Source organism: Streptomyces lasiicapitis (genome assembly GCF_014646335.1).
Classification (GTDB): Bacteria; Actinomycetota; Actinomycetes; order Streptomycetales; family Streptomycetaceae; genus Streptomyces; species Streptomyces lasiicapitis.
Genome location: NZ_BMNG01000003.1, coordinates 303,483 through 328,505 on the forward strand (window position 1 = coordinate 303,483; position 25,023 = coordinate 328,505).

21 protein-coding genes are annotated in these 25,023 nt (G+C 71.6%); 8 read left to right on the top strand and 13 right to left on the bottom strand.

The window, feature by feature from the left end:
• Window positions 1-5: 5 nt before the first annotated feature.
• Window positions 6-1,652, bottom strand: coding sequence for an AMP-binding protein (locus tag IEY91_RS06995; RefSeq protein WP_189173251.1), 1,647 nt, complete (start codon window positions 1,650-1,652; stop codon window positions 6-8).
• Window positions 1,653-1,778: 126 nt separating this feature from the next.
• Between IEY91_RS06995 and IEY91_RS07000 the strand changes: the two genes are divergently transcribed.
• A complete protein-coding gene (locus IEY91_RS07000) occupies window positions 1,779-2,945 on the top strand; it encodes an acyl-CoA dehydrogenase family protein (protein WP_189173252.1) in 1,167 nt (388 codons plus the stop codon).
• Entirely contained in the window at window positions 2,942-3,340 is a 399-nt protein-coding gene (locus IEY91_RS07005) for a RidA family protein (protein ID WP_189173253.1), read from the top strand. Before IEY91_RS07000 ends, IEY91_RS07005 begins: the two co-directional genes overlap by 4 nt.
• 133 nt (window positions 3,341-3,473) lie before the next feature.
• Here the strand turns inward: IEY91_RS07005 and IEY91_RS07010 are convergent, their stop codons facing one another.
• The 3 genes from IEY91_RS07010 to IEY91_RS07020 form a co-directional block, all read right to left on the bottom strand.
• Window positions 3,474-4,934, bottom strand: a complete 1,461-nt coding sequence (locus tag IEY91_RS07010) for a hypothetical protein (protein WP_189173254.1) — start codon at window positions 4,932-4,934, stop codon at window positions 3,474-3,476.
• Window positions 4,935-5,002: 68 nt separating this feature from the next.
• Window positions 5,003-6,532 carry a helix-turn-helix domain-containing protein gene (locus IEY91_RS07015; protein ID WP_164319486.1) on the bottom strand — a complete coding sequence of 510 codons (1,530 nt, stop codon included), beginning with the start codon at window positions 6,530-6,532 and terminating at the stop codon, window positions 5,003-5,005.
• A gap of 186 nt (window positions 6,533-6,718) precedes the next feature.
• The gene (locus tag IEY91_RS07020) at window positions 6,719-8,626 is read right to left on the bottom strand and encodes an amidohydrolase (RefSeq protein WP_229696761.1); all 1,908 of its coding nucleotides are present in this window, start codon (window positions 8,624-8,626) and stop codon (window positions 6,719-6,721) included.
• A 406-nt stretch (window positions 8,627-9,032) separates the two neighbouring features.
• Between IEY91_RS07020 and IEY91_RS07025 the strand changes: the two genes are divergently transcribed.
• The 3 genes from IEY91_RS07025 (at window position 9,033) to IEY91_RS07035 (ending at window position 11,958) form a co-directional block, all read left to right on the top strand.
• Complete coding sequence (locus tag IEY91_RS07025) at window positions 9,033-10,043, top strand: LacI family DNA-binding transcriptional regulator (RefSeq protein WP_189173255.1); 1,011 nt, start codon at window positions 9,033-9,035, stop codon at window positions 10,041-10,043.
• Between the two features lie 205 nt (window positions 10,044-10,248).
• Entirely contained in the window at window positions 10,249-10,998 is a 750-nt protein-coding gene (locus IEY91_RS07030) for a hypothetical protein (protein ID WP_189173256.1), read from the top strand.
• A gap of 66 nt (window positions 10,999-11,064) precedes the next feature.
• Complete coding sequence (locus IEY91_RS07035; RefSeq protein WP_189173257.1) at window positions 11,065-11,958, top strand: NADP-dependent oxidoreductase; 894 nt, start codon at window positions 11,065-11,067, stop codon at window positions 11,956-11,958.
• Between the two features lie 110 nt (window positions 11,959-12,068).
• Here IEY91_RS07035 and IEY91_RS07040 read toward each other — a convergent pair whose 3' ends face one another.
• Entirely contained in the window at window positions 12,069-12,668 is a 600-nt protein-coding gene (locus IEY91_RS07040) for a hypothetical protein (RefSeq protein ID WP_189173258.1), read from the bottom strand.
• Window positions 12,669-13,002: 334 nt separating this feature from the next.
• Here IEY91_RS07040 and acnA point away from each other — a divergent pair, with 334 nt between their 5' ends.
• Window positions 13,003-15,717, top strand: a complete 2,715-nt coding sequence (gene acnA / locus IEY91_RS07045) for an aconitate hydratase AcnA (protein WP_164319478.1) — start codon at window positions 13,003-13,005, stop codon at window positions 15,715-15,717.
• 73 nt (window positions 15,718-15,790) lie between these two features.
• On the opposite strand, the gene IEY91_RS42310 is transcribed toward acnA, so the two are convergent.
• Window positions 15,791-17,137 carry a flavin-containing monooxygenase gene (locus tag IEY91_RS42310; RefSeq protein WP_189173260.1) on the bottom strand — a complete coding sequence of 449 codons (1,347 nt, stop codon included), beginning with the start codon at window positions 17,135-17,137 and terminating at the stop codon, window positions 15,791-15,793.
• A 91-nt stretch (window positions 17,138-17,228) separates the two neighbouring features.
• On the opposite strand from IEY91_RS42310, the gene IEY91_RS07055 reads away from it, so the two are divergent.
• Window positions 17,229-17,864, top strand: coding sequence for a MerR family transcriptional regulator (locus tag IEY91_RS07055; RefSeq protein ID WP_229696762.1), 636 nt, complete (start codon window positions 17,229-17,231; stop codon window positions 17,862-17,864).
• Here IEY91_RS07055 and IEY91_RS07060 read toward each other — a convergent pair whose 3' ends face one another.
• The 3 genes from IEY91_RS07060 to IEY91_RS07070 all read right to left on the bottom strand — a co-directional run bounded on the left by IEY91_RS07060 (window position 17,865) and on the right by IEY91_RS07070 (window position 19,522).
• Entirely contained in the window at window positions 17,865-18,641 is a 777-nt protein-coding gene (locus tag IEY91_RS07060; RefSeq protein WP_189173262.1) for a hypothetical protein, read from the bottom strand.
• 98 nt (window positions 18,642-18,739) lie between these two features.
• On the bottom strand, window positions 18,740-19,132 hold the full coding sequence (locus IEY91_RS07065; RefSeq protein WP_189173263.1) for a VOC family protein: 393 nt from the start codon (window positions 19,130-19,132) through the stop codon (window positions 18,740-18,742).
• 81 nt (window positions 19,133-19,213) lie between these two features.
• Window positions 19,214-19,522 (bottom strand): ArsR/SmtB family transcription factor, encoded by a 309-nt coding sequence (locus IEY91_RS07070; RefSeq protein ID WP_164319466.1) that lies wholly within the window; start codon window positions 19,520-19,522, stop codon window positions 19,214-19,216.
• A gap of 117 nt (window positions 19,523-19,639) precedes the next feature.
• Between IEY91_RS07070 and IEY91_RS07075 the strand changes: the two genes are divergently transcribed.
• Entirely contained in the window at window positions 19,640-21,088 is a 1,449-nt protein-coding gene (locus tag IEY91_RS07075) for an MFS transporter (protein WP_189173264.1), read from the top strand.
• Window positions 21,089-21,125: 37 nt separating this feature from the next.
• On the opposite strand, the gene IEY91_RS07080 is transcribed toward IEY91_RS07075, so the two are convergent.
• Genes IEY91_RS07080 through IEY91_RS07095 form a run of 4 tightly spaced genes read right to left on the bottom strand, consistent with a single transcriptional unit; the run spans window position 21,126 to window position 24,957 of the window.
• Window positions 21,126-23,294, bottom strand: coding sequence for a HEAT repeat domain-containing protein (locus IEY91_RS07080; protein ID WP_189173265.1), 2,169 nt, complete (start codon window positions 23,292-23,294; stop codon window positions 21,126-21,128).
• Window positions 23,295-23,972 (bottom strand): DUF7019 family protein, encoded by a 678-nt coding sequence (locus IEY91_RS07085; RefSeq protein WP_189173266.1) that lies wholly within the window; start codon window positions 23,970-23,972, stop codon window positions 23,295-23,297.
• 8 nt (window positions 23,973-23,980) lie between these two features.
• On the bottom strand, window positions 23,981-24,175 hold the full coding sequence (locus IEY91_RS07090; protein WP_189173267.1) for a DUF397 domain-containing protein: 195 nt from the start codon (window positions 24,173-24,175) through the stop codon (window positions 23,981-23,983).
• Window positions 24,172-24,957 carry a helix-turn-helix domain-containing protein gene (locus IEY91_RS07095; protein WP_306309865.1) on the bottom strand — a complete coding sequence of 262 codons (786 nt, stop codon included), beginning with the start codon at window positions 24,955-24,957 and terminating at the stop codon, window positions 24,172-24,174. The genes IEY91_RS07090 and IEY91_RS07095 overlap by 4 nt, the downstream gene beginning before the upstream one ends.
• Window positions 24,958-25,023 lie beyond the last annotated feature (66 nt).

Consider the following 25,023-nt stretch of genomic DNA (forward strand, 5'->3'; position numbering starts at 1 on the left):
TCACTCTAGGCCTCGGCCGCCGGCCCCGGCTCCCGCAGCCGGAACCGCTGGAGCTTCCCCGTCGCCGTCCTCGGCAGCACCTCCAGGAACACCACCTCGCGCGGGCACTTGTACGGCACCAGCTCCGCCTTCACGAACTCGCGCAGCCGCTCCGCGTCCGCCACCGCGCCCGCGCGCAGCACCACGTACGCCACGACGACCTGCCCGCGCCGCTCGTCCGGGCGGCCCACGACCGCCGTCTCCACCACGTCCGGGTGGCGCAGCAGCGCCTCCTCGACCTCCGGGCCCGCGATGTTGAACCCGGCGGAAATGATCATGTCGTCCGCGCGGGCGACGTACCGGAAGTAGCCGTCCGCGTCCCGGACGTACGTGTCACCTGTGACGTTCCAGCCGTGGCGCACGTACTCCCGCTGCCGCGGATCGGCCAGATACCGGCACCCGACCGGGCCGCGCACCGCGAGCAGCCCCGGCTCGCCGTCCGGCACGGGCGCGCCCGCATCGTCGACCACGCGCGCGTGCCAGCCGGGCACGGCCACCCCCGTCGTGCCGGGGCGGATCGCGTCGTCGGCGGCGGAGATGAAGATGTGCAGGAGTTCCGTCGCCCCGATGCCGTTGATGATGCGAAGCCCTGTGCGTTCGTGCCACGCCTGCCAGGTCGCGGCGGGCAGGTTCTCGCCCGCGGAGACACAGCGACGGAGGGAGGAAATCTCGTACGAAGGCGTGGGCGTGGACTTCTCCGGCGGCTCGGCCAACGCGTCCAGCATCGCCCGATACGCCGTCGGCGCCGTGAACAGCACGCTCACCCCGTGCTCCGCGATCGCGGGCAGCAACTGCTTCGGGCCCGCCTGTTCGAGGAGTACGGACGACGCCCCGACCCGCAGCGGGAAGATCACCAGGCCGCCGAGGCCGAACGTGAAGCCCAGCGGGGGACTGCCCGCGAACACGTCGTCGGGGCGGGCCTTGAGGACGTGGCGGGCGAAGGTGTCGGCGATGGCGAGCACGTCCCGGTGGAAGTGCATGCAGCCCTTCGGGCGGCCGGTCGTGCCGGAGGTGAAGGCGATCAGGGCGACGTCGTCGGCGGCCGTGTCGACGGCCTCGTACGCCGCCTGGGGGCGGGCCGCCGCGCGGGCGAGCAGGTCGTCGGGGCCCTCGCCGCCGTACGTCGTCACGCGCAGGCCCGGCACTCCGGCCTTCGTCAGGTCGTCGACCGCGCGGGCGTCGCACAGCGCGTGCGAGACCTGCGCGATGTCGCAGATCGTGGCCAGCTCCTGGGTGCGCTGCTGGGCCAGGACGGTCACCGCGACCGCGCCCGCCTTCATCACCGCGAGCCAGCAGGCCGCGAGCCACGGCGAGGTGACGCCGCGCAGCAGCACCCGGTTGCCGGGCAGCACGCCCAGCTCGTCGGTCAGGACGTGCGCGATCCGGTCGACATGGCTCCGGAGTTCTCCGTACGTCCAGACCGTGCCGTCGCCCGCGCGGAACGCCGGACGGTCCGCGCCGTACCGCCGCGCCGACTTGTCGAGCAGTTCGGTGCCGCAGTTCAGGCGGTCCGGATAGTGCAGCTCGGGCCGGTCCCGCACCAGCGCGGGCCACTCCTCGCGGGGCGGGAGGTGGTCGCGCGCGAAGGTGTCGACGTGACCTGTGAGCTCCATGGTTCTTCGCCCCCTTGCCGGTCGGGCGTAGTGATGAGCCAGCCAGACGAGCGTATCGTGATGGTGACGACAGTCAACGGTGCGCGATAAACGCGAGGAAACCGCGTGCGAGGGGAGAAGCTCGGGATGACCGCATTCTCGCTCAATCCGGAACAAACCGCCCGGTGTGACCGGCTGCGGGAGCTGGCCGAGGAGCGATTGCGGCCACTCGCAGAGGCGCATGCGGAGGCACACGCGGAGACATATGCGGATAAGAAGGAACCGGGGCGCGTCAACCGCCCCCTGACCGAGGCCCTGGGTGAACTCGGCCTCCTGGAGGGCCTGTTCACCTCCGGCGCCCTCGACCTGTGCCTGATGCGCGAGTCCCTCGCCCGTGTGTGCACGGAGGCCGAGACCGCGCTCGCCCTCCAGGGGCTCGGCGCCCACCCGGTGCACGCGTACGGCTCCCTGGAGCAGCGCGAGCACTGGCTGCCGCCCACGCGCGCGGGCCGCGCGATCGCCGCCTTCGCCCTCTCCGAGCCCGGCGCGGGCTCGGACGCCGCCGCCCTCGCCCTGCGCGCGGAGCCCGACGGGTCCGGCGGCTGGCGCCTCACCGGCGAGAAGTCCTGGATCTCGAACGCGCCCGAGGCCGACTTCTACACCGTGTTCGCCCGTACGTCCCCGGACGCGGGCGCCCGCGGCGTGACCGCCTTCCTGGTCCCCGCCGACCGCCCGGGCCTGACCGGCGCCCCGCTCGACATGCTGTCCCCGCACCCCATCGGCACCCTCGCCTTCGACGGCGTACGCGTCTCGACCGCCGACGTGCTCGGCGACGTGAACCACGGCTTCCGCGTCGCCATGACGACCCTGAACCGCTTCCGCCCCAGCGTCGGCGCCTTCGCCGTCGGCATGGCCCAGGCGGCCCTGGACGCGACCCTCGCGCACACCGCGGACCGGGACGCGTTCGGCGGCAAACTGAAGGACTTGCAGGCGGTGTCCCACCAGGTGGCGGAGATGGCGACGCGCACGGAGGCGGCTCGCCTGCTCGTGTACGCGGCCGCCGCTGCGTACGACCGCGACGAGCCGGACATCGCGGGCCGCGCCGCCATGGCGAAGCTGTTCGCCACGGAGACCGCCCAGTTCGTCGTCGACACCGCCGTCCAACTGCACGGCGCCCGCGCGCTCCGCCGCGGCCACCTCCTGGAGCACCTGTACCGCGAGGTGCGGGCGCCGCGCATCTACGAAGGGGCGAGCGAGGTCCAACGGGCCGTCATCGCCAAGGAGTTGTACGGAAAGGAGACCCCGTCCGCATGAGCCTCGAACGCCTCAACCCCGCCGACCTCTCCCCGCCCACCGGCTTCTCTCACGCCGTGGTGGCCACCGGCAGCCGCCTCGTCTTCCTCGCAGGCCAGACGGCCCTCGACACCGAAGGCAAGGTCACCGCCACCACCCTCCCCGAGCAGTTCGAAAAGGCCCTGACCAACCTCCTCACCGCCCTCCGCGCCGCCGGCGGCACCCCCGCCGACCTCGCCCGCGTCACGGTCTACGCCACCGACGTCGCCGACTACCGCGCCCAGGCCCCCGAACTGGGCCGCATCTGGAAGAGGTTGGCGGGCCGCGACTACCCGGCGATGGCAGTGATCGGCGCGGTACGCCTGTGGGACGACGAGTGCATGGTCGAGCTGGACGGCTTTGCGGTGCTGCCGTAGACCTTGTCCGAGGGGACGCCCCAACTAGCCCGTCCGGCGTTTGAGGACGAGGCCGTCCAGGCCGATAGGGGGTCCAGGGGGCGGAGCCCCCTGGTTACGGGAAGGGGTGGGACTGGGGCGCCCCCGCGAGGACTCACCCCCGCCGTGCGAACTTCCGCGAGGAGAAGGCCGCGTCGTCCGTCGCGCTCACGCCGTCCGTGACCCACCAGTGCGTCGGCGTCGCGCCGTAGGCGCCGTACAGCCTCGTCGACGTCCAGGACAGGACCACCTCGTCCTTGCCGTCCCCGTCGAAGTCGGCGGCGGCGTGCACCTGCTTCGAGCCGTTGGTCGCGGGGATGCGCGTGCCGTCGACGCGGGCAGGCGGCCTGCGGACCAGTTCCCCGATCCGCCGGTCGCCCTCGATGAGGGCCGGGGTCCGCGGATCGCCGCGCAGGAGCGCGTCGCGGCCGTCGCCGTCGGGGTCGACGGCCGTGTACGAGCCCTCGCGGGCGCCCTCGGGCGGCAGGTAGGTGCGTACGGCGCCGTCGCCGCCCGGGTAGACGGCATAGCTGCCGTGGACGTCGGCCGACTCCTTCGAGGCGCCGGGTTCGTCGTTGCGGCCGCCGTCGTCGCCGACGGCGAGGTCACGGGTGCCGTCCCCGTCGAAGTCGCCGAACGCGTGACCGTTCCCCTTGCGCACGGTACGGCTCGTGGCGGCGAGGCCGCCGCCGGGGCGGGCGGCGAAGTACTCGCCCGCGGACTGCTCGCCGTCGTTGCCGTAGTGCACGAACACGCCGGTGGGGCGGGGCTTGCCGGTGGTGGGCAGTTCGTCGGCGTGGAGACTGCCGTACGAGGTCGGGCCCGCCTGGGCCAAGGTGCGTCGCTCCGTGCGCGCCGCCGCGCCCTCGCGCGTGAACGGGCCGAACAGCAGCACCACGGCCGCGCCGTCCGCCCGCAGCCCCGCGAGGTCGTGGCGCCCGTCGCCGTCGAAGTCGCCGCGCACCGTCTCCTCGTAGCCCTCCGCCGCGTCCTGCGCGGGCAGTCGGAGCCGGGTCGCCGCCGCGTTGCGCCGGGGTCCGTTCGGGCCGCCCCACGTCACGTACTCGACCCGGCGCTGCGCCGAGCCGGTGGGGCCGCGCTCCTCTTCGGGGACCTCCTCGCCACCGACGCCGATGAAGTCCGGGAAGCCGTCGTCGTCCAGGTCGGCGGTCGTCTCGGGGAGCACCGCCCCGGTCCCCGGGGGCTCGACGGCGGGCAGCCCGAGTTCGCGCGAGGAGTACACGCTGCGGACCGTCGGGTCGGGGCCGCGCTTGGTGCCGAAGACAACGGCGACGTGGGACGCCCCGCCGCCGCGGCTTCCGGGATCGGGCCCCGACACCTCCATCAGCAGGTCGCGGTGGCCGTCGCCGTTGATGTCGTCCGGGTCGCCGGAGCCGCGGCCGGGCGCGGGCGGGCGGCTCTCGGTCGGTACGACGTCCGGGGCCCGCGAAGCGGACGCGTCCCGGCCGGACTTGCCGGACCCGTCGCCGCCGGAGTCACCCGAGCCGCCGCACCCCGCGAGCAGGGCGAGCGCGGCGCAGACGGCGAACGGGCGGGTCACGGCGGCAGAAGGCATGGGGCACACCTTCACACCGGGACCCGCCCGGACTCCAGCACAGGCCGGCAACTACCGGCCCACTTGCCTCAGATGTCCCGGAACGTCTCGATCTGCGCGCCGACCGAGTTCAGCCGCTCCGCCAGGTCCTCGTACCCACGGTTGATCACGTACACATTGCGCAGCACGGACGTGCCCTCCGCCGCCATCATCGCGAGCAGCACCACCACGGCGGGCCGCAGCGCGGGCGGGCACATCATCTCGGCGGCGCGCCAGCGAGTCGGGCCCTCGACCAGGACGCGGTGCGGGTCCAGGAGCTGGAGCCGGCCGCCGAGGCGGTTGAGGTCCGTGAGGTAGATGGCGCGGTTGTCGTAGACCCAGTCGTGGATGAGGGTCTTGCCCTGGGCGGACGCGGCGATGGCCGCGAAGAACGGGACGTTGTCGATGTTGAGGCCGGGGAACGGCATCGGGTGGATCTTGTCGATGGGCGCCTCCAGCTTGGAGGGGCGCACCGTGAGGTCGATGAGGCGCGTACGGCCGTTGTCCGCCGCGTACTCCGGCGACCGGTCGTGGTCGAGGCCCATCTCCTCCAGGACCGCGAGCTCGATCTCCAGGAACTCGATCGGCACCCGCTTCACTGTCAGTTCGGACTCCGTGACGACGGCGGCGGCCAGCAGGCTCATCGCCTCGACCGGGTCCTCCGACGGCGAGTAGTCCACGTCCACGTCGATGGTCGGCACGCCGTGCACGGTCAGCGTCGTCGTGCCGATGCCCTCGACCTTGACGCCGAGCGCCTCCAGGAAGAAGCACAGGTCCTGGACCATGTAGTTGGACGAGGCGTTGCGGATGACGGTCGTGCCGGCGCTGCGGGCGGCGGCGAGCAGCGCGTTCTCCGTCACCGTGTCGCCGCGCTCGGTCAGGACGATCGGGCGGTCGGGCGTGACGTCGCGGGCGACCTCCGCGTGGTAAAGCCCCTCGGTGGCGGCGATGTCCAGGCCGAAGCGGCGCAGCGCGATCATGTGTGGCTCGATCGTGCGGGTGCCGAGGTCGCAGCCGCCGGCGTACGGCAGCTTGAAGTGGTCCATGCGGTGCAGCAGCGGGCCCAGGAACATGATGATCGAGCGGGTGCGGCGGGCCGCGTCCGCGTCGATGGCGTCCATGTCGAGCTTCGCGGGCGGCACGATCTCCAGGTCGACGCCGTCGTTGATCCAACGCGTGCGCACACCGATGGAGTTGAGGACCTCGAGGAGGCGGTAGACCTCCTCGATGCGGGCGACGCGGCGCAGCACCGTGCGGCCCTTGTTGAGCAGGGACGCGCAGAGCAGCGCCACGCACGCGTTCTTGCTCGTCTTCACGTCGATGGAGCCGGAGAGCCGGCGCCCGCCGACCACTCGCAGATGCATCGGACCCGCGTAGCCGAGCGAGACGATCTCGCTGTCGAGCGCCTCGCCGATGCGGGCGATCATCTCAAGGCTGATGTTCTGGTTGCCGCGCTCGATGCGATTGACGGCGCTCTGGCTGGTGTTGAGCGCCTCGGCCAGCTGCGACTGAGTCCAGCCACGGTGCTGCCGGGCGTCACGGATGAGCTTGCCGATGCGTACGAGGTAGTCGTCTGCCATGCGACGCAGGCTATCTCAGATATGAGATGAAGTGCGCGTCGGGGTAGGCCATTGGTGGAGTGACCGGTTCCGAGCGGCGCACGAGGCTCCGCGCGAGCCGACGGGAGCCGCCTCCCGCCCGGGAGTTGGGCCGGACCCCGCCGGGGACCGGCCGCACCCATGGGTCACCCGCACCCGAACCGCAGGTCAGCCGCACCCGCACGTCGCGCGGGGCCGACCCGCCGCCCGCGTCACCCGGGCGGCGGCCGCGCGCCCCGACGACGACTCGCCGTCGTGCACCACTGTGCCTCCGCGGAGCGTGAGGCGCACTTCGGCGCCGCTGATCTCGGCCACCGGACACCGCGTCACATCGCGGTCGAGCAGCACGAGATCCGCCTGCTTGCCGCGCTCGACGGTCCCGGTGAGGTGCGCCATACGGAGCTGGCGCGCCGTGCCGAGGGTGTGCATGAGCAGGGACGACGTGCGGCTGATGCCTTCCTTGGCGCGGTAGAGGTCGCCCTCTCCGTCGGCGTCCGTGCCGCGCCGGTCGACGGCGGTGCGCACCTGGTTCCACACCTGGAGCGGGTCGACGGGCCAGTCGGAGCCACCGGAGAGACGTGCGCCGTGCGACTGAAGGCTGCGCGCCGGGTACAGCCACCGGTGCCGGGCGGCTCCGAGGTGGGGGAGCAGCGAGTCCATCGTCCAGACGTTCCGCGTCGCCCATTGCAGCTGCATACAGGCGGTGACGCCGAGTTCGGCGAAGCGGCGCAGATCGGCGGGGTCGACGAGTTCGAGGTGCGCGATGGTGTTGCGGACGTCACGGCGGTCGGTGTGGCGCAGCGCGTACGCGTAGCCGTCGAGGGCGGTGCGCACGGCGCGGTCGCCGATGGCGTGCGCGTGCAGCTGCCAGCCCTCGGCGTTGAAGGCGGCGGTGAGCCGCCCGAAGTCCGGTGCCGACACATACAGGTCGCCCCGGTGATCGGTGGGCTTGCCGTCTTTGTCCAGATATGGCGTGAGGAGTGCGGCGGTCTGCGCCGGATATTCGATGACGCCGTCGAGGAAGACCTTGACGGTCCCGAACCGGAGTCCGCGTACGCCGTCGAAGTCGTCGCGCAGCTTCTTCGCGTACGCGACCGAGGCGCGCGGGTCCTTGGCCTGCTCGGAGGTGAGGCGGAGCGCGGGCACGATCCGCTGGGGCAGCTTGCCCGCCGCGGCGAGCGCCCGGTACAGCGCCAGCTCGTCCTCGCCCACCACCGCTTCCATGAACGTGGTGATCCCCGATGCCGCCGCCTCGGCGAACACCTTGGCCGCCGCGGCGACGAGCTCGGCCTCGCCGGGCTCGGGGATGTGCCGGGACACCAGGGGTTGCGCGTCGTCCTTGAGCACGCCGGTCGGCTTGCCGTCCGCCCCCTTCACGATTTTTCCGCCGACGGGGTCCGGCGTCGTCGCGGTGATCTTCGCGATGTCCAGGGCGCGCTGGTTGACCCACATGTTGTGGCCGTCGCCGCCGCGCAGGGCGATGGGGCGGCGGGTGGGCAGGGCGTCGAGCATGGAGTGGTGCGGGGCGGTGCCTCGCGGCAGCAGTCCTACGGGGTTCCAGTCCTCCACGACGAGCCACCCGTCGGGCTCGCCGCCGCCCTCGCCGGAGCTGTCCTTGAGGAACCCGGTGAGGGTCTTCTGCAGCTCCTCCACGGTCTGCTCGGCGCTGTCGAGCGACGGCCTGAGGGACCGTGTCGCGGCGTCCGTCGGGTGGGCGTGCCCGTCGTGGATCCCGCTGAGCAGGCTGCCGCCGCGCGCGTCGACGGCGTCGGTGTCCCGTCCGGCGAACCGCCGCACCTTCGAGTCCGACCCGACGGCGAGGATCCGCCCGTCCCGCCCGACGGCGACCGCCCGCGCGGGCCCGTCGCCGCGCACGCCCGTGAACACCCGCGCGTTGTGCACGACCAGCGCCGCACTGTGGCGCTGCCCGCGCGCGGGCGAGGCGACGGCGGGGGCGCCGGTGGTCCCGACGAGTCCGGCGGCGCCGACGGCACCGGCGGCGGCGAGCAGGCTGCGCCGCGCGACAGACGAAGGGTGCGCGTTCGGCGCGGGCGGTGTGGACGGCTCGACAGGCATGGTCACTCCAAGGCGCATACGTCGGCTGGGTCGTGACCGCACGCTGCGTGAGTAACCCGTTAACCAGAACCCACCCCGAACAACGAAATCCGCACGCGCGGCACGGCGAGTCCCGCGACCACGCCCGTGTCCGCGAGCCCGCGCACCCGCTCCCGCGAGTCCCGCGACCACGCCGGCGTCCGTGCCCCCGCGCCTACTCCCGGCGAAGCCCGCGACCACGCCCGCGCCCGCCAAGCACCCGCCCGTCCCCGGGAAGCCCACGGCCACGCCCGCGTCCCCGATTCCGCGCACCCACTTCCGCGAGACCCAACCGCCACGCCCACTCCCGCGAAGTCGCACACCCACCCCCGCACATCCCGCACCCACACCCCCTCCCACCCCGCGCCCCCCTCCGTACGATGGCCGCGTGCCGGACAGCGGACCGACTCTCGCCGACATCGCGCGCGCCGCCGAGGTGTCGACCGCGACCGTCTCGCACGCGCTCAACGGAACGGGCCGGCTGTCCGAGGCGACCCGGCGCCGCGTCCGCGCGACCGCGACCGCCCTCGGCTACGGTGCCCCGCGCACGGGCCCGCGCACCCGCACCCTCGGCATCGCCGTCACCACCTTCCCCGGGCCCTGGAACTACACCGAGATCGCCTACTTCTCACGTGCCGTCACCGCGGCCACCGCCGCCGCCCACGCGCACGGATACGCCCTCACCACGCTCCCCGCCGACCGCGTCGCCGACGCCGCCTGGCACACCCTCGCCGTCGACGGCATGCTCATCGTCGACAGCCCGCCGGGCGACCCGATGGCACGCGCCCTGCGCGCCCGCGGCATCCCGCTCGTCTTCGACGGCGCCCCCGGCGACGTACGCGCGAACGACCACTGGATCGACAACGACCACCCCGCCACCACCCGCGAGGTCCTCGACCACCTCACGGCCGCGGGCGCCCGCCGCATCGCCCTGCAGGCGGGCAGCGGCGCCGAGACGTACGCGCGCGTGGTGACGGCGACGTACGAGGAGTGGTGCGCGGAGCGCGGTGTCCCGGCCCGCGCGGTGCGCTTCGACGCGGCCGACACGGAGGGGCGGATCTTCGACGAGCTGCTCACCGGCACCGAACGCGTCGACGCCGTCTACGCCGCGTACGACCCGGGCGGTCGCCAACTCCTCGCCGCCGCCCGCCGCCACGGCCTGCGCGTCCCCGAGGACCTGCTCCTCGTGTGCGCCAGCGAGGACCCCGGGTACGCGGAGACCGCGCCGCCCGTCACCACGGTGAGCCTCAACCCGGAGCTGACGGCCCGCGCGGCCGTGGACCGCCTGGTCGCCCTGGTCGAGGGCACGCACCCGCCGACGCCGGGCCCGACCGTGGTGCCGGCGGCACTTCGTGTGCGTACCTCGTCCCGGGGCATGCGGCCGCCGTACCTTCCGTGAGGGTGTCGACCAGGACCCGGACGGACAGGACAATGGCCGCTTGTAGGAGCTGAGGGTGGTCGTGGTCGGCGAGGGGGAGCGGATGACGAGTGCACAGTTGCCGGAGGGGTCGGGGAGTGGGCGGCTGCCGGAGCGCGCCGGGCGCGGGCGCCGGCGGGCCGATGCGGCGCCGACCGGATTACCGCCGGGCGAACGCCCTCTGCCGGTGCCCCGCACGGAATCCCACGACTCCCTCGACATCGTGCCGCCGATCCACGAGCCCGGCGGCTTCCCCGTGGACTCCTCGGTGCCCGACCGGCAGCAGTGCTGGGACATGCTGGGGGCGGGCGTGCGGGACAGGCTGCTCGCGAAGGCAGGCACGGTCGTCGAGTGGTGGGCCCGCCTGGACCACGACAGGCGTCCCCGGGCCACCGTGTTCGGGTCGCACGGGCTGTGCCAGGCCACCTCCGTGATCAGGAACGGCAAGCGGGTGTACCTGGTCGAACGGCTGCAACTGGAGCCCGGCGCGATGACGCGGCAGACGTTCGGCGGCGCGTCCGCCAAGAGCCGCCCCTCCTTCGCCGACCGCGTCCTTCGCCGCACCCCGCCCGAAAGCCGCCCGCGGCCGCCGCTGCCCGGCGCGCAACCCCGACTCCCCGGCGCTCAGCCGCCGCTCCCCTCCACACACCCGCTGGACCTGGACGACGACACCCTCGGCATCCTCGGGAACTTCCCCGCCGACGTGCAGGAGTTCCTGCAGCGCCCCTTCCTGCGGGACGACCGCCGCGTCGTCGCCGACTGGTACTACTACGAAACGGTCGAGTTCGCCCACCAACGCGTCTTCGTCGTCTTCTGCCTCTCCGCCGACCGCCACGTGACGGTCGCCTCGGCCACCCGCATCCTGCCGCGAGGCAGGTCACTTCAGCGCGCGCAGTGGGAGATCGAGTGCTGTCACGCCCCGGTGCGCCGCACGTGAGCGCAGAGGCGTCGATGAACAGCTAACGGTTCTGAAACAATAACCGTTAGTGTTACGTTCGGTCGCATGAAGAGAGTGAGCTTCGCCGAGTTCGGCGGCCCCGACGTTCTGCAACTCATCGATGCCGAGGAGCCCCACGCGGGCCCCGGCCACATACGTGTCGCCGTGCGGGCGGCAGGCGTGAACCCCGTCGACTGGCGGGTCCGTGAAGGGCAGGTCCTGGGCGCCCATCCGACCGAACTGCCCTCCGGGGTCGGCCTGGACGCCTCGGGCGTGGTGGACGAGGTCGGTGAGGGCGTCGAAGGGGTCGAGGTCGGCGACCGGGTGTTCGGTGAAGGGGCGAGCACGTACGCCGAGTTCGCCGTCCTTTCGGCCTGGGCCCGGATGCCCGAGGGGCTGAGCTTCGAAGAGGCGGCCGGGTACCCCTCCGTGGTGGAGACCGCGCTGCGCCTCATCCGTGAGTCCGGTGTGCGGTCCGGGCAGACGCTGCTGGTCAGCGGCGCGTCCGGGGGAGTCGGGTCGGCGGTGCTTCAGATCGCCCGCGACCGCGGCATCACGGTGATCGGCACGGCCGGAGCCGCGAACCAGGACTACCTGCGCGATCTGGGGGCACTCGCCACGACGTACGGCGAGGGCTGGGTCGAGCGGGTGCGCAAGCTCGGGCACGTCGACGCGGCCCTCGACCTGGCCGGCTCGGGCGTGATCCGCGAACTCGTCGAGCTGACCGGGGACCCGCGGAAGGTGATCTCCATCGCCGATCTCGGCGCGCCGGAGTTCGGCGTCCGGTTCTCCGGCGTGGCCGGGAGCGTGCCGGACGCCCTCGCCGAGGCCGTCGGCCTGATCGAGCGGGGGAGGCTCCACATCCCGGTCGAGAAGTCGTACACGCTGGCCGAGGCCGCGGCGGCCCACATCGACAGCCAGGCCGGGCACACGCGCGGGCGCCGGGTCATCGTGGTCTGAGGCGGCGGGAAGCCGGGGGCGCGCCCCGTCCCGAGGCAGGACACAGGGGCTGTCCTGTCTCGCGCAATCGAGTCGTGGTCTCACCGAACCGAGTCGTCTCTGCTTCTGCGTCAGCTCGCCCAATCTCGAAGCTGAGTTTCGGGGAGGATCAGGATGTGCTTGGTCACCTCATCAAGCGCATCCCTGGCCAAGCCGAGGAACGCCTTCCGCTCGGCTACAAACCTCATGCCAGCCTCGTGCACGTTGTCGCCCCCGTTGGGGTGGCTGTCAGCCGCGATTGCTTCCGCGTACTCCCGAACGTCTTGGACGAGGGAGGACAACTGATCGACGAGGTTGTGGGCTGCTTCCGCGACGGCCTCGGGGCCCTCCAGCACCACCACCAGTCCCGCGCTCTCGGCATCCTTGAACTTCAGCCTGATCGCGGCGATCCGCGTCTCGTCGAGCGGGACCGGAGCGTGCCCGGCGCGCAACTCACGGAAGAAGGCTTGGTTGTCCCGGTCAGCGTTGCCCAGCCCTTCGAGGAATGAGAGATAGGCAGCTTGTCGGCGTTCACGACGCCATCGCTGATGCTCGACCCGCAGATCATTCAGCTGTACCCGGTCCTGTGATCTTTCTCTGCGCCGTTCCGTACGAGCTGCGATGAAGGCGGTGAGGGCGGCCCCCATGACGGTTCCCAGCACGCCCACGGCCGATACGAAGATGGCGGTCATATCTGCGTTCTTCCCTGAGAGGGTGCGCGCGTACGCCGACATGGGTTCGCCCCACCGGACCGAGTTCACGCGTCTCACTCAATCCAGGCCAGGCTGGTCAGCGCCTGATGGGCGCCTGCCTTCGTTGAGACGAGACAGGGGCGCGCCTCGTCGCCACGGCGGGTCATGTACTAGAGTTATCTCGACATCGAGATATCTGCCGAGGCGTGCCGCAGCCGCTCGGGTCGCCACTCCGACGGTAAGGGTTACCTAACTTAGCCTTACCTTAGCGGATGGGCGAGAAGTTGTGGCGGCAGGATGCGGTGGACTGCGCACATATATGAAGGAGACTGTCGTGTCGGCGAACAGCTTCGACGCCCGCAGCACGCTGCGCGTGGGCGACGAGTCGTACGAGATCTTCAAGCTGGACAAGGTAGAGGGCTCCGCGCGCCTCCCTTACAGCCTGAAGGTGCTGCTGGAGAACCTGCTCCGCACCGAGGACGGCGCGAACATCACCGCCGACCACATCCGCGCGCTCGGCGGCTGGGACTCCCAGGCACAGCCGAGCCAGGAGATCCAGTTCACGCCGGCCCGCGTGATCATGCAGGACTTCACGGGTGTCCCGTGTGTCGTGGACCTCGCCACCATGCGTGAGGCCGTCAAGGAGCTCGGCGGCGACCCGGCGAAGGTCAACCCGCTCTCCCCGGCCGAGCTGGTCATCGACCACTCCGTCATCGCCGACAAGTTCGGTACGAATGACGCCTTCGCGCAGAACGTGGAGCTGGAGTACGGCCGCAACAAGGAGCGCTACCAGTTCCTGCGCTGGGGCCAGACCGCGTTCGACGACTTCAAGGTCGTCCCGCCGGGCACCGGCATCGTGCACCAGGTCAACATCGAGCACCTCGCTCGTACGGTCATGGTCCGTAACGGCCAGGCCTACCCCGACACCCTCGTCGGCACCGACTCGCACACCACGATGGTCAACGGCCTGGGCGTCCTGGGCTGGGGCGTCGGCGGCATTGAGGCCGAGGCCGCGATGCTGGGCCAGCCGGTCTCCATGCTCATCCCGCGTGTCGTCGGCTTCAAGCTGACCGGCGAGCTGAAGCCGGGCACCACCGCCACCGACCTCGTGCTCACGATCACCGAGATGCTGCGCAAGCACGGCGTCGTCGGCAAGTTCGTCGAGTTCTACGGCGAGGGTGTGGCCGCGACCTCGCTCGCCAACCGCGCCACCATCGGCAACATGTCGCCGGAGTTCGGCTCCACCGCCGCGATCTTCCCGATCGACGGCGAGACGCTGAAGTACCTGCGCCTGACCGGCCGTGACGAGCAGCAGGTCGCGCTCGTCGAGGCGTACGCCAAGGAGCAGGGCCTCTGGCTGGACCCGGCCGCCGAGCCGGACTTCTCCGAGAAGCTGGAGCTGGACCTCTCCACGGTCGTCCCGTCGATCGCCGGTCCGAAGCGCCCGCAGGACCGCATCGTCCTCGCCAACGCCTCCCAGCAGTTCGCCCAGGACGTGCGCAACTACGTCTCGGACGACTCCGAGGCGGGCAAGGAGTCCTTCCCGGCCTCCGACGCCCCGGCCGTCTCCAACGGCGTCCCGTCCAACCCGGTCACCGTGACCGCCCCCGACGGCTCGACGTACGAGATCGACCACGGCGCGGTGACGGTCGCGGCCATCACCTCCTGCACCAACACCTCGAACCCGTACGTGATGGTCGCCGCCGCGCTCGTCGCGAAGAAGGCCGTCGAGAAGGGCCTGACCCGCAAGCCGTGGGTGAAGACGACCCTGGCACCGGGTTCGAAGGTTGTCACCGACTACTTCGACAAGGCGGGGCTCACCCCCTACCTCGACAAGGTCGGCTTCAACCTCGTCGGCTACGGCTGCACCACCTGCATCGGCAACTCGGGCCCGCTGCCCGAGGAGGTCTCCAAGGCCGTCAACGACCACGACCTGGCCGTGACCTCGGTGCTCTCCGGCAACCGTAACTTCGAGGGTCGCATCAACCCCGACGTCAAGATGAACTACCTGGCGTCCCCGCCGCTGGTCGTCGCGTACGCCCTCGCGGGTTCGATGAAGGTCGACATCACCAAGGACGCGCTCGGCGTGGACCAGGACGGCAAGCCCGTCCACCTCGCGGACATCTGGCCGACCGAGGCCGAGGTCAACGACGTCGTGGCGAACGCCATCGGCGAGGACATGTTCAACAAGTCCTACGCCGACGTCTTCGCGGGCGACGCCCAGTGGCAGGCGCTGCCGATCCCGACCGGCAACACCTTCGAGTGGGACAGCGAGTCGACGTACGTCCGCAAGCCCCCGTACTTCGAGGGCATGACGATGGAGACCACCCCGGTCTCCGACATCACGGGCGCCCGGGTCCTCGCCAAGCTCGGCGACTCGGTCACCACGGACCACATCTCGCCCGCCGGTGCCATCAAGGCCGACACCCCGGCCGGCAAGTACCTCACGGAGCACGGCGTCGAGCGCCGTGACTTCAACTCCTACGGCTCGCGCCGTGGCAACCACGAGGTCATGATCCGCGGCACGTTCGCCAACATCCGCCTGCGCAACCAGCTCGCGCCGGGCACCGAGGGCGGCTACACCCGCGACTTCACGAAGGACGGCGCCCCCGTCTCCTTCATCTACGACGCCTCGCGCAACTACATCGAGCAGGGCACCCCGCTCGTCATCCTGGGCGGCAAGGAGTACGGCTCCGGATCGTCCCGCGACTGGGCCGCCAAGGGCACCGCGCTCCTCGGCGTCAAGGCCGTCATCACCGAGTCGTACGAGCGCATCCACCGCTCGAACCTCATCGGCATGGGCGTCCTGCCGCTGCAGTTCCCCGAGGGCCAGTCCGTCGAGACGCTCGGCCTGACCGGCGAGGAGACCTTCTCCTTCACCGGCGTCGAGGAGCTCAACAACGGCACCACGCCGCGCACGGTGAAGGTCACCACCGACACCGGTGTGGAGTTCGACGCGGTCGTCCGCATCGACACCCCCGGCGAGGCGGACTACTACCGCAACGGCGGCATCATGCAGTACGTGCTGCGCTCGCTGATCCGCAAGTAAGCGGTCAGGGCAGGCAGTTGAGGGCCGTACCCCCCGGTGTCGACCGGGGGGTACGGCCCTTTCGCACGTGTTCCTACGCGGTGGCCAGGGACATCGGTGAGCCGGAGCGCATCACGTGGTCGACGTGGATCAGGCGGGCGATGAACCTGCCGTTCTCCACGTTCGCCGCGATGCCCACGGAGGCGAGCGAGTTCCCGTCGGGGAGCCCGGCGTAGTAGAGGCCGGGGAGCGCGCCGAGGAGGCCCTTCTGCTGGACGGGGGCGCCGTTCGCGTCGAGGATGTGGCGCGGCAGGATGCCGTAGTCCGGGCCGAATCCGGTGCACCAGACGAGGGTGGTGATGCCGTGGTGCGCCAGGTCGAGGGTCTCGCCGAAGGCGGTCACGCCGTCCAGGGGCATCGCCGGGGCCGGGTTCTCCTGCGGTGCCGCGAAGCCGCGTTCCCGGATCACGGTGTCGATCAGGTCGACGGCCCGCCGGAACGATCGCGCGGACTCCTCCGCCGTGGCGACCACGTTGTCCTTGAGCAGGAGCCTGCCGCCGTCCGCCGCGCGCACGGAGCCGACCAGGGTGACGCCCTTCGCGGCCAGGGCGCCGACGTTGAGGTCGCCGGTCCTGTCGTTCACGGCGGTGACCGGCAGGCCGGGCAGGACGGGTCCGCCGTCGCCGCCCGCCGCGCCGAACTCCTCGTACAGGGGAGGCAGGGCCTGGAGCCATTCCTGGATGCCGCGCCCCCGGTAGCGGCGCGGCCACGCGCGATGGCGGCCGACCGCGAGGAAGGTGCGCCGACCGGAGTCCACCAGTTCGTCCGCGATCTGCTGGCCGCTGATGCCCGCGCCGACCACCAGGACGGCCCCGTCCGGCAGGGCCTCGGGGTTGCGGTAGTCGCGGGAGTGGATCTGGTGGACGGCCGGGTCGACGTCGGCGGCAAGGGCGGGGGTGCGGGGAGCCGCGTAGCCGCCCACCGCCGCGACGAGGTTGCGGGATCCGATCACGCCGCCGGAGGTCAGGTGCGTCCTGAACCGTACGTCGTCGCGGTCGGAGGCGTCCGGCGGGCACTCGACCCTTTGGACGGGCGTGTGCTGGCGCACCCGGAGCTTCCGCTCCGCCGCGTAACGGCGCAGGCGGCGGGCCAGTTCGGGGCCCGAGGGCAGGCCGTAGGGGTCGTCGCCGTCGTACTCACGGCCGGGGAAGCGGACCGACAGGTTCCCGCTGCCCACGAGCAGGCTGTCCCAGCGTTCGTGGGCCCAGGCCTGGCCGATCTCTCCCCGCTCCAGGACGAGCGCTTCCCGTCCCCGCTCCTGGAGGGCCCCGGCCACTCCGCACCCTTGCTGTCCGGCGCCGATGACGACGGTCTCCGCGTATTCGTAGGCGGTTTCGTAGTCGACGTGCTCGTCTGCTGACGTGTACTCGCGTGCTGCCACGACCGAACCCTTCTGCCGCGAGGACGCGGCTACTTAGGCTTACCTAAGTATGACCTTGCCTTCTCAAGTCGCCTTGATGTCAACTGGGTTCATGACGCGGCGAAGCGGGGTCCTCATCGGTGAAGCGGCGGCTCTGTACGGCCTGGCGCCGTCGGCGGTGCGGTGGTGGGAGCAGCAGGGGCTGCTCGGCCCGCCCGCCCGTGAGGGCGGCAAGCGGCTCTACGACGACACCGACCTGCGCCGCATCGGCCTCGCCTATCTGTGCTGCGTGGTCGGACGGATGCCGCTGGACCAGGCCGCCGTCGTCACCTCCGGAAAGGCCACGCGCGACGCCTGGCAGCACGTCGTCGACGACCGGCTCGCGCAAGTGGAGCGGCAGATCGCGCAGTTGGAAGCGGCCCGGGGATACCTCCGCCACACCCTTGCCTGCACGGACGACGACATCGCGGCGAACTGCCCCGTCCTGGACGCCGAACTGACCGCGCACACCCCGCGCGGGCGCTTCCCGGGCGCCGACCTCCTCACCGCCGCCCGCACGGCCCGCGGCAGCACGGAGGGCGAGCCCTCGCGTGACGAAAACGCGGCGGCCCGCCTTCTGTGTGACGAAAGTCGGGTGCGCTGCCCCGGCTGCCGGGGACCGGTCACGCGGTCGTCGCGCGGCCGGCCCCGGACGTACTGCTCACGCGCCTGTCGGCAACGCGCCTACCGCGCGCGTCGCCGCGAGTGATCAGCTCAGTGCGATGCTCTTGACGCCCGACAGGATCGGGATCAGGACGTAGTCGCCGTTGCCGGGTCCGCAGGTGGGCTTGGTGTCGGCGGTGTTGGAGACGTTCGTCCCGGTCGCGTACCGGTTGTCGGGCGCCGTGACCACGCTCGTGAGATGGCTCTTGAGCCGCTCCGAGTAGTACACGCACTGGTGCAGGTTGACGTAGCGGCCCGCGTTCAGGTCCAGGGCCTTGACGCCCGAGAGCCCCGGGTTGGGTACGTGGTTGCCGTTGCCGGTGCCACAAGTCGGGCTGGTCTCCGGGGTGTTGGAGACCTTCGTGCCGGTGGAGTACCGGCCGTCGCCGCTCGGCGTCACCAGGGTGGTGAAGCGGTCGGTGCTCGCGCTCCGGTAGAAGTCGCACTGCTGGAGGTTGAGGTAGCGCCCCCCGGCGAGGTTCAGCGCCTTGACGCCGTGCAGGACCGGGATCGGTACGTGGTTGCCGTTGCCGCCGCCGCAACTGGCCGTGGTGTCGGCGGTGTTGGAGCGCTTCGTGCCGGTGGCGTACCGGTTGTCGGCGCTCGGCGTCACGAAGGTGCTGAAGTGGTCGTCGAGGGAGCTCGCGTAGTACGAGCACTGGTGCAGGTTCAGATAGCCGGAGGCGGCGGGTGCCGCTTCCTGCCCCTTCGCAGGCCCCGGCGTCGCCGCCGAGGCCGGCGCGGCCGTGCCCAGGAAGGCGCACACGCCCACCGCACCGGCGAGCACAGGCCGCCACACGAGCTTGGCCGTCCGTCGCATCATTTCCGTGTTCCTCCCGCTCTTGCTGCTTTGCGTGCTGCAAAGCTCGCAGGGGCGGGAGGGGTGCGGGTATCCCGAGATCTGGGGATTGACCTTTGTGGCTACTCTGCGGGCCAGCCCCCGTACGGGACCGTGATCAGCTCCAGGTAGTGGCCCGCCGGATCCAGGAAGTACACGCCCTTGCCGCCGTCGTTGCGGTTGATCTCGCCGGGGAGCTTCTGCTGCGGATCGGCCCAGTGCTCCAGGCCGCGCGCCTGGATCTTGGCGTACGCGGAGTCGAATTCCGCCTCCGCGACCAGGAACGCGTAGTGCTGCGGCGTGATCCTGTCCGCGGGGGCGGTGGCGAAGTCGAGCGTGACGTCATTGCTCAGGGCCACCGCGATGAACGGGCCCCACTCTTCCGCGATGTCGAGGTCCAGCAACTCCGCGAAGAACTCGGCGGACTCCCGGTTGTCCCGGGCGTGGACGATCGTGTGATTGAGCTGAACTGCCAAGGAATGCCTCCGTGGGCATCTCCCGCACCTCCATGCCTCACCCAGGCGGTGACCGGCACGCGATGCTGGCGTGGATCTTAGCTACTCCGCGCGCACCAGGTCGAGCAGCCCGGGGAAGCGAGCGTCCAGTTCCTTCGTACGCAACACCGCAGTCCGGCTGTTGCCGTGGTCGACCATGCGGAGCAGGCCCGCCTCGCGCATCACCTTGAAGTGGTGCGACGTGGTCGACTTCGACACCGGCAACTGGAAGGACGCGCAGGTGCGTTCGGTGCCGTCGGCCTCGCGCAGGAACCCGGCGATCACGCCGAAGCGCAGGGGGTCCGCGAGGGCGTGCAGGACCGTGCGCAGGTCCATCTCGGCGGGCAGCGGGTGGCCTTCTTCGTCCGGCACGGAGTTGCTCCTCCAGTCAGGTTCCTTAGGTTCGACTTGCATCGTACCTCTTGTGCGTGCCAGGGTCAGGTTCGATCCAAACCGAACCTTGCTCGCCTTCCTGGGGGTCTCCTCGCCATGCCCGAACCATCCACGCTGTCCGCACCCTCGACGCAGGAGGCGGAGGCGCCGAAGCCGCCCCTGCTTCCGCTCGCCGCCATCCTGCTCGCCGTCTTCGTCGTCCCGATGTCGATCTCCGGGACGGCGGTCGCCCTGCCCGGCATCGGCGCCGACACCCATGCCGGGGCCGCCCCGCTCCAGTGGGTGGTGAACGCCTTCAACGTCGCCTTCGCCTGCTTCACGCTCGTCTGGGGCTCGGTCGCCGACGTCGTCGGCCGGGTCAGGGCGTTCGCCGCCGGGGCCGCCGTCTACGCCGTCGCCTCGCTCGCCAGCGCGCTCGCCTCCGGCGTGCTCCTGCTGGATGCGGCCCGCGCCCTCGCGGGCATCGGCGGCGCGGCGATCTTCTCGTGCGGGGCCGCCATCCTGTCGACGGTGTACGAGGGTCCCGCGCGGGCCAAGGCGTTCGCGCTGTTCGGCACCGTGGCGGGCGTGGGCATCGCGGTCGGGCCCTCGCTCTCCGGGGTGCTGCTGCAGACGGTGAGCTGGCGCTGGGTGTTCGCGCTGCACGCCGTGGCGCTCGCCGTCGTCCTGCTCGCCGTACCGGTGATCGCGCGGGCGGTGCCGCCGACGCCCCGCACCGGCGCGAAGATCGACGTCCCCGGCAGCGCGGTCTTCGTCGTCGCCATGGTGCTGCTCACCACCGCCATCGTGCAGGGATCCCAGTGGGGTTGGGGGAGCGCGGGCGTGCTCGGGCTCTTCGCCGGAGCGGTCGTGGCCCTTGCCGTCTTCGGCTCCGTCGAGAAGCGGCGCCAGCACCCGCTGCTCGACCTGGGACTACTCCGCAACCGGCGCTTCCTGGCGCTGTGCCTGGTCCCGGTCGCCGGATCGTTCGGCTTCGTCACGATGCTCACGTACCTGCCGACGTATCTGACGGAGGTGACAGGCCGCGGCACCGGCGCGGCGGGCCTGATCATGGTCCTGCTCACGGCGCCGATGCTCGTCTTCCCGCTGCTCGCCGCCAAGTTGGTGGCCCGTGGCGTCTCCGCGCTCACCATCATCTACGTCAGCCTCGCCGCTCTCGTAGTCGGCGACGTGGCCCTGACGGTCTTCGGCCCCGACGTGTCCGTCGCCGTCGTCGCGCTCCCGATGATCGTCACCGGCGCGGGCATGGCGCTCGCCGCGGGCCTCGTCGACGGCCAGGCCCTGGCGCTCGTCGACCCCGCGAAGGCGGGCATGGCCGCGGGCTTCCTCAACACGCTGCGGCTCGGCAGCGAGGCGGTCGCGGTGGCGCTGTACGGCTCGGTGCTCACCACGCTCACGGCGTCACGGTCGTACGACTCCGCGTTCCACCTGGTCCTCTGGGGGCTCGCGGCGATCTGCCTGGTCCTCGGTCTTGTCGTCTTCGCGCTGATGGGCGGGCGCGGCGCCGCCGAGTCGGGCGCCGATCTGCAGAAAGGCCTGGATTAGGGGGACTTGGGGCACGGTGGGTGACGTCTTGTCGCGCCTACGGCCCGAGCCGGACCCCGCGGGCCTCGGCTATGGCGTTCACCGCTTCGACGTGCCAGTCGTAGAAGTGCGTCATTCTGCGGCAGTACGCCAGCACGTGCTCGTGCGCCTCGTCGGTGCCGATCTCCAACAGGGCGTGTACAGCGGCCTCTTGGGCGCCGAACCACGCGTCGGGGCCGAGGAGTGACGTTAGTGGCGTGAGGTACTCGGGCGTGCCGCGCTCGGTCAGCGCGAGGGACGCGGCCTCCTGCGCCGGGCATGACGGGGCGAGCCGTCCCGCGCCGGGCGCGACGTGCCTGGCTGCCCGGGGCGGGGCCGGTGTCGCGGCGAGCCGGACCAGGACGGCGGTCGCCTCGGCATCCGGGCGGGCGGCGAGCGCCGCGACGAGCCGGTCGGCCAGGTCCTCGCTCAGGTCGTCCACGCTGTCGGCGAGCGCGATGAGGATGGGCAGGGCGGGGGCGCCGATTCGGCGCAGGGCTTGGAGGGCGGTGCGGGCGAGGTCGGGGTCGCTGCTGCGCGGTTCGGCGCGGCCGGGGTCGGGCGGGGTGCCGTGCGGTTCGGCGCGGCCGAGGTCGGGCGGGGTGCCGTGCGGTTCAGTGGGGGCGAGGTCGGGTGCGGTGCCGTGGGATTCGGCTCTGCGCGGTTCGGTGCTGTGCGGTTCGGTGCTGTACGTGACGAACTCCCCGAGCGCCTGGGCCGCCTCCGTCACGGGGAACCCGCCCAGGGCCGCCACCGCCCGCGCCCGCACCGCCTCGTGCGGCGAGCGCGCGCAGGCGAGCACGATCGGCAGGGTGTCCGGGGCGCCGATCAGGCCGAGGGCGCGGACGGCGCGGGCGCGCAGGGTGCCGGGTTGCCCTTCGTCCTCGGCAAGGGCCGCGAGGGTGGCGGCGGCGTCCGCGTGCCGCAGGGCGCCCAGCGCGTCCGCTGCGGCCGTGCGTACCGCCGTCGGGGCGGTGTCGTCCGCGAGGACGGTCAGCAGCGCCGGGGCGGCCTCCGTTTGCCCGATGCATTCCAACGCCCTTGCTGCACCGCGCCGTTGGGGTGCTTTCCCGTCCGTGTCGGCGAGTAGTTCCAGTAGTTCCCGGACCGGCGGGTCGGCAAGTCGCCCGACGAGGTCCGCCACGGTGTCGCTGATGTGAGCGTCGCCCAGCGCCTCCAGTAAGGCCCCGCCTGCCTCGGCTCCCGCGTACGCGAACAGCGCTCGGGCGGCGGCCCGGCGCACGGTCGGTGCCGCCGACTCGCGCAGGTGGTGCCGGAGCAGGGAGTGATACTCGCCGGGGTCCGGTACCGCGAAGAGGTCGGGCTCTTCCGCCACGTGGGCGCAGACGGCGGCCACGGCGTGGGGTGGGGACTCGGGCTGCTCCGGCGTGTGTGATGCCATGTGCAGGACGTCCCACAGATCGTTCCGGCCGTCCTCGGTCCGGGCGAGCAGGGCCGTCGCGAGGCGGGCCGTTTCGGGGTCCGGGTCGCGCTGCGCCGCGAACAGGAGCTCTTCGGCGGACTGGTACCGGCGCGCGGGTGGCCAGGTGGCGGCGGGCAGAGCGTGGAGCGCCGTGAGCGCGGCCCGGCGCAGGTGGGTGTCCGAGGCGGGGGAGTGCGCGAGGACGAGGAGTGCGGAGGCCGCGCGTGGGTCCCCGATGGCGCCGAGCGTCCGGGCCACGTGTCCGGCGTGCTCGGGCAGGTAGAGCCAGAGCGAGGCGAGCAGTGGGGTCACCGCCTCGGGCGGGCGGAGCCGGGCCAGCGCGCCGAGCACCCGGAACGACAAGGTCCCGTCGTTCGTCCGCCGGTCGAGCAGGCCGAGGAGGCCACGGACGACCTCCGGTCCGCCGATGGCGACCAAGGCGTCGCCCGCCGGCCGGTCCAGTTGCCCGGGGGCGTACGGTCCCTCGGCCAGCAACTCGAGGAGCGTGGGAACCGCGCGGCGCTCCCGCAGCCGCCCCAGGGCCCTGACGGCCTGCGATCGCGGCCCGGGATACGGCTCGTCCCGCTGCCGCAGGCAGGCGAACAGCGTCTCGACGGCTTCCGGCGAACCCGTGCTGCCGCCCAGCAACCTGGTGGCGCTGAGGCGGACGTCAAGAACCTCCGACCGCGTGGCCCGGCACAGCCCCGTGACGTCGCCGTCCATGCGCATCCGCACCAGATCGGCGAGCGACGACGCCTGCTCCACTCAGGCCTCCCCGTCCCCGGGCACCCGGTCCGACATCGCCACGTACAGCGGTGTCCCGACGACGACCGTCAGCTCCCGCCCGTCCTCCCGCGTCACCGTGCCGCGCATCAACTGCCGCGCCAGGAAGTCGCAGTACATCGGCGGCACCGTCAACGCCTCGGCGACGCGGAGCACGTCGCCCGCCACGCTCTCCCGATCCGGCATCGCGAACCGCGAGCGAACATTGAACTGGCCCTCCCACTCGGGCGGGATGTCCTGAAGGAGCCGGAAAATCGACGGCAGTCCAGAGAAGCCGACCCGGTGCATGTCGGGCGCCGCCTGATGGCCGATCAGATGGTGCGCCGACCCGATGAGCGCGACGATCGTGTCACCGTCGCGCCCCGTCATCAGCGTCGGACTGTTCGCGTCGCCGTACCCCGCGATCCGCAGCCCCAGGTCGCCTCGGAACCAGGCAGTGGGCTCCGACGTCCAGCCGACGTCGAACTCCCGCTCCAGATAGGCCTCTACGAGGTCGAGCCGGTCGTACGTACTGGCTTCGGCACGCGGCGACTGCACAGCCACGCTCACGACCTTCAGATCGACCTTGGCCTCGACGGCGAGCCGCCGAAGGAGCTTCGGCGGTATCTGCTCGTACAGCATGTCCACCTTGGCGGTGGAGACGTAGAGGTAGTACCGCACGCGGGCCGTCAGGCGACGGGCTTTTGGGGGAGGGCCAGGAAGGCCGCCCAGACGGCGGGGGTGACGGTGAGGTGGGGGGCCTCGGGGTTCTTGGAGTCGCGGATGTGGATGGCAGTCGGTCGGGCGGCTATTTCGAGGCAGGCGCCGCCTTCACTGGCGCTGTAACTGGACTTGAACCACTCAAGTGCGGTGCTGCCGCTCATTGCTCTCCTAGCAGTCGGTCCAGCAGGCCCTTCGTCTCCTCGGGATCGCGGGCCTGCGTCCGCAGCATCGCATACTTCTGATTCAGGATCGCCACCTCGTCGAGGTCTGCGATCAGGCGGCTACCGCGCTGGGTTTCGGTGTAGGCGAGCCGCTGATGGTCGGGGGTCTCCAGGAGAATGAACGGGCCGTCGAGGGCTGCGTGAGTGGTGCGACCCAGCGGGAGGATCTGCAAGGAGAGGCCTGGCAGTTCGGCGTACTCGCGCAGATGGCGCACCTGCTCGATGTGCACTTCTCGCCCGCCCAAACGGTCGCGGAGGGCCGCCTCCCAAATCACAAAGTTCGCCATCGGCGGCTGCTTGCGGTGCAGGACGTCCCGTCGCTCGATGCGCTTTGCGACAAGCTGCTCGATGCTGTCCTCGTCGTACACCGGCACTCGGCTGTGGAATACGGCCCGCGCGTATGCCTCGGTCTGCAGCAGGCCGGGCACAACCAAGGCCTCGTACCACGAGATCGAGAGAGCCTCCTGCTCCCGGTCCAGATACTCCTCCGCGAACCGTGGCACCAGATCCACGTCCGGCATGTTGCCGACCGCCGTTTCCAACGTCCGCCGGGTGCCGAGGAGTTCGTCCAGTTGCACCGCCAGGTCCATCTTCAGAGGCCGCCGCCCCTGCTCGATGGAGGCGACGTGGTCCTCGCTGATGACGATGCGCTCGGCCAGGGATTTCTGGGTGAGCCCCGCCGCCTCCCGGTGGAGGGCAAGTAGCGCCCCCACCATCTTCATCGCCGATGCATTCCTGCGTGACCGTCGCCGTGAGCCGCTCATGCGGGTACAACTCCCCACCCGAAC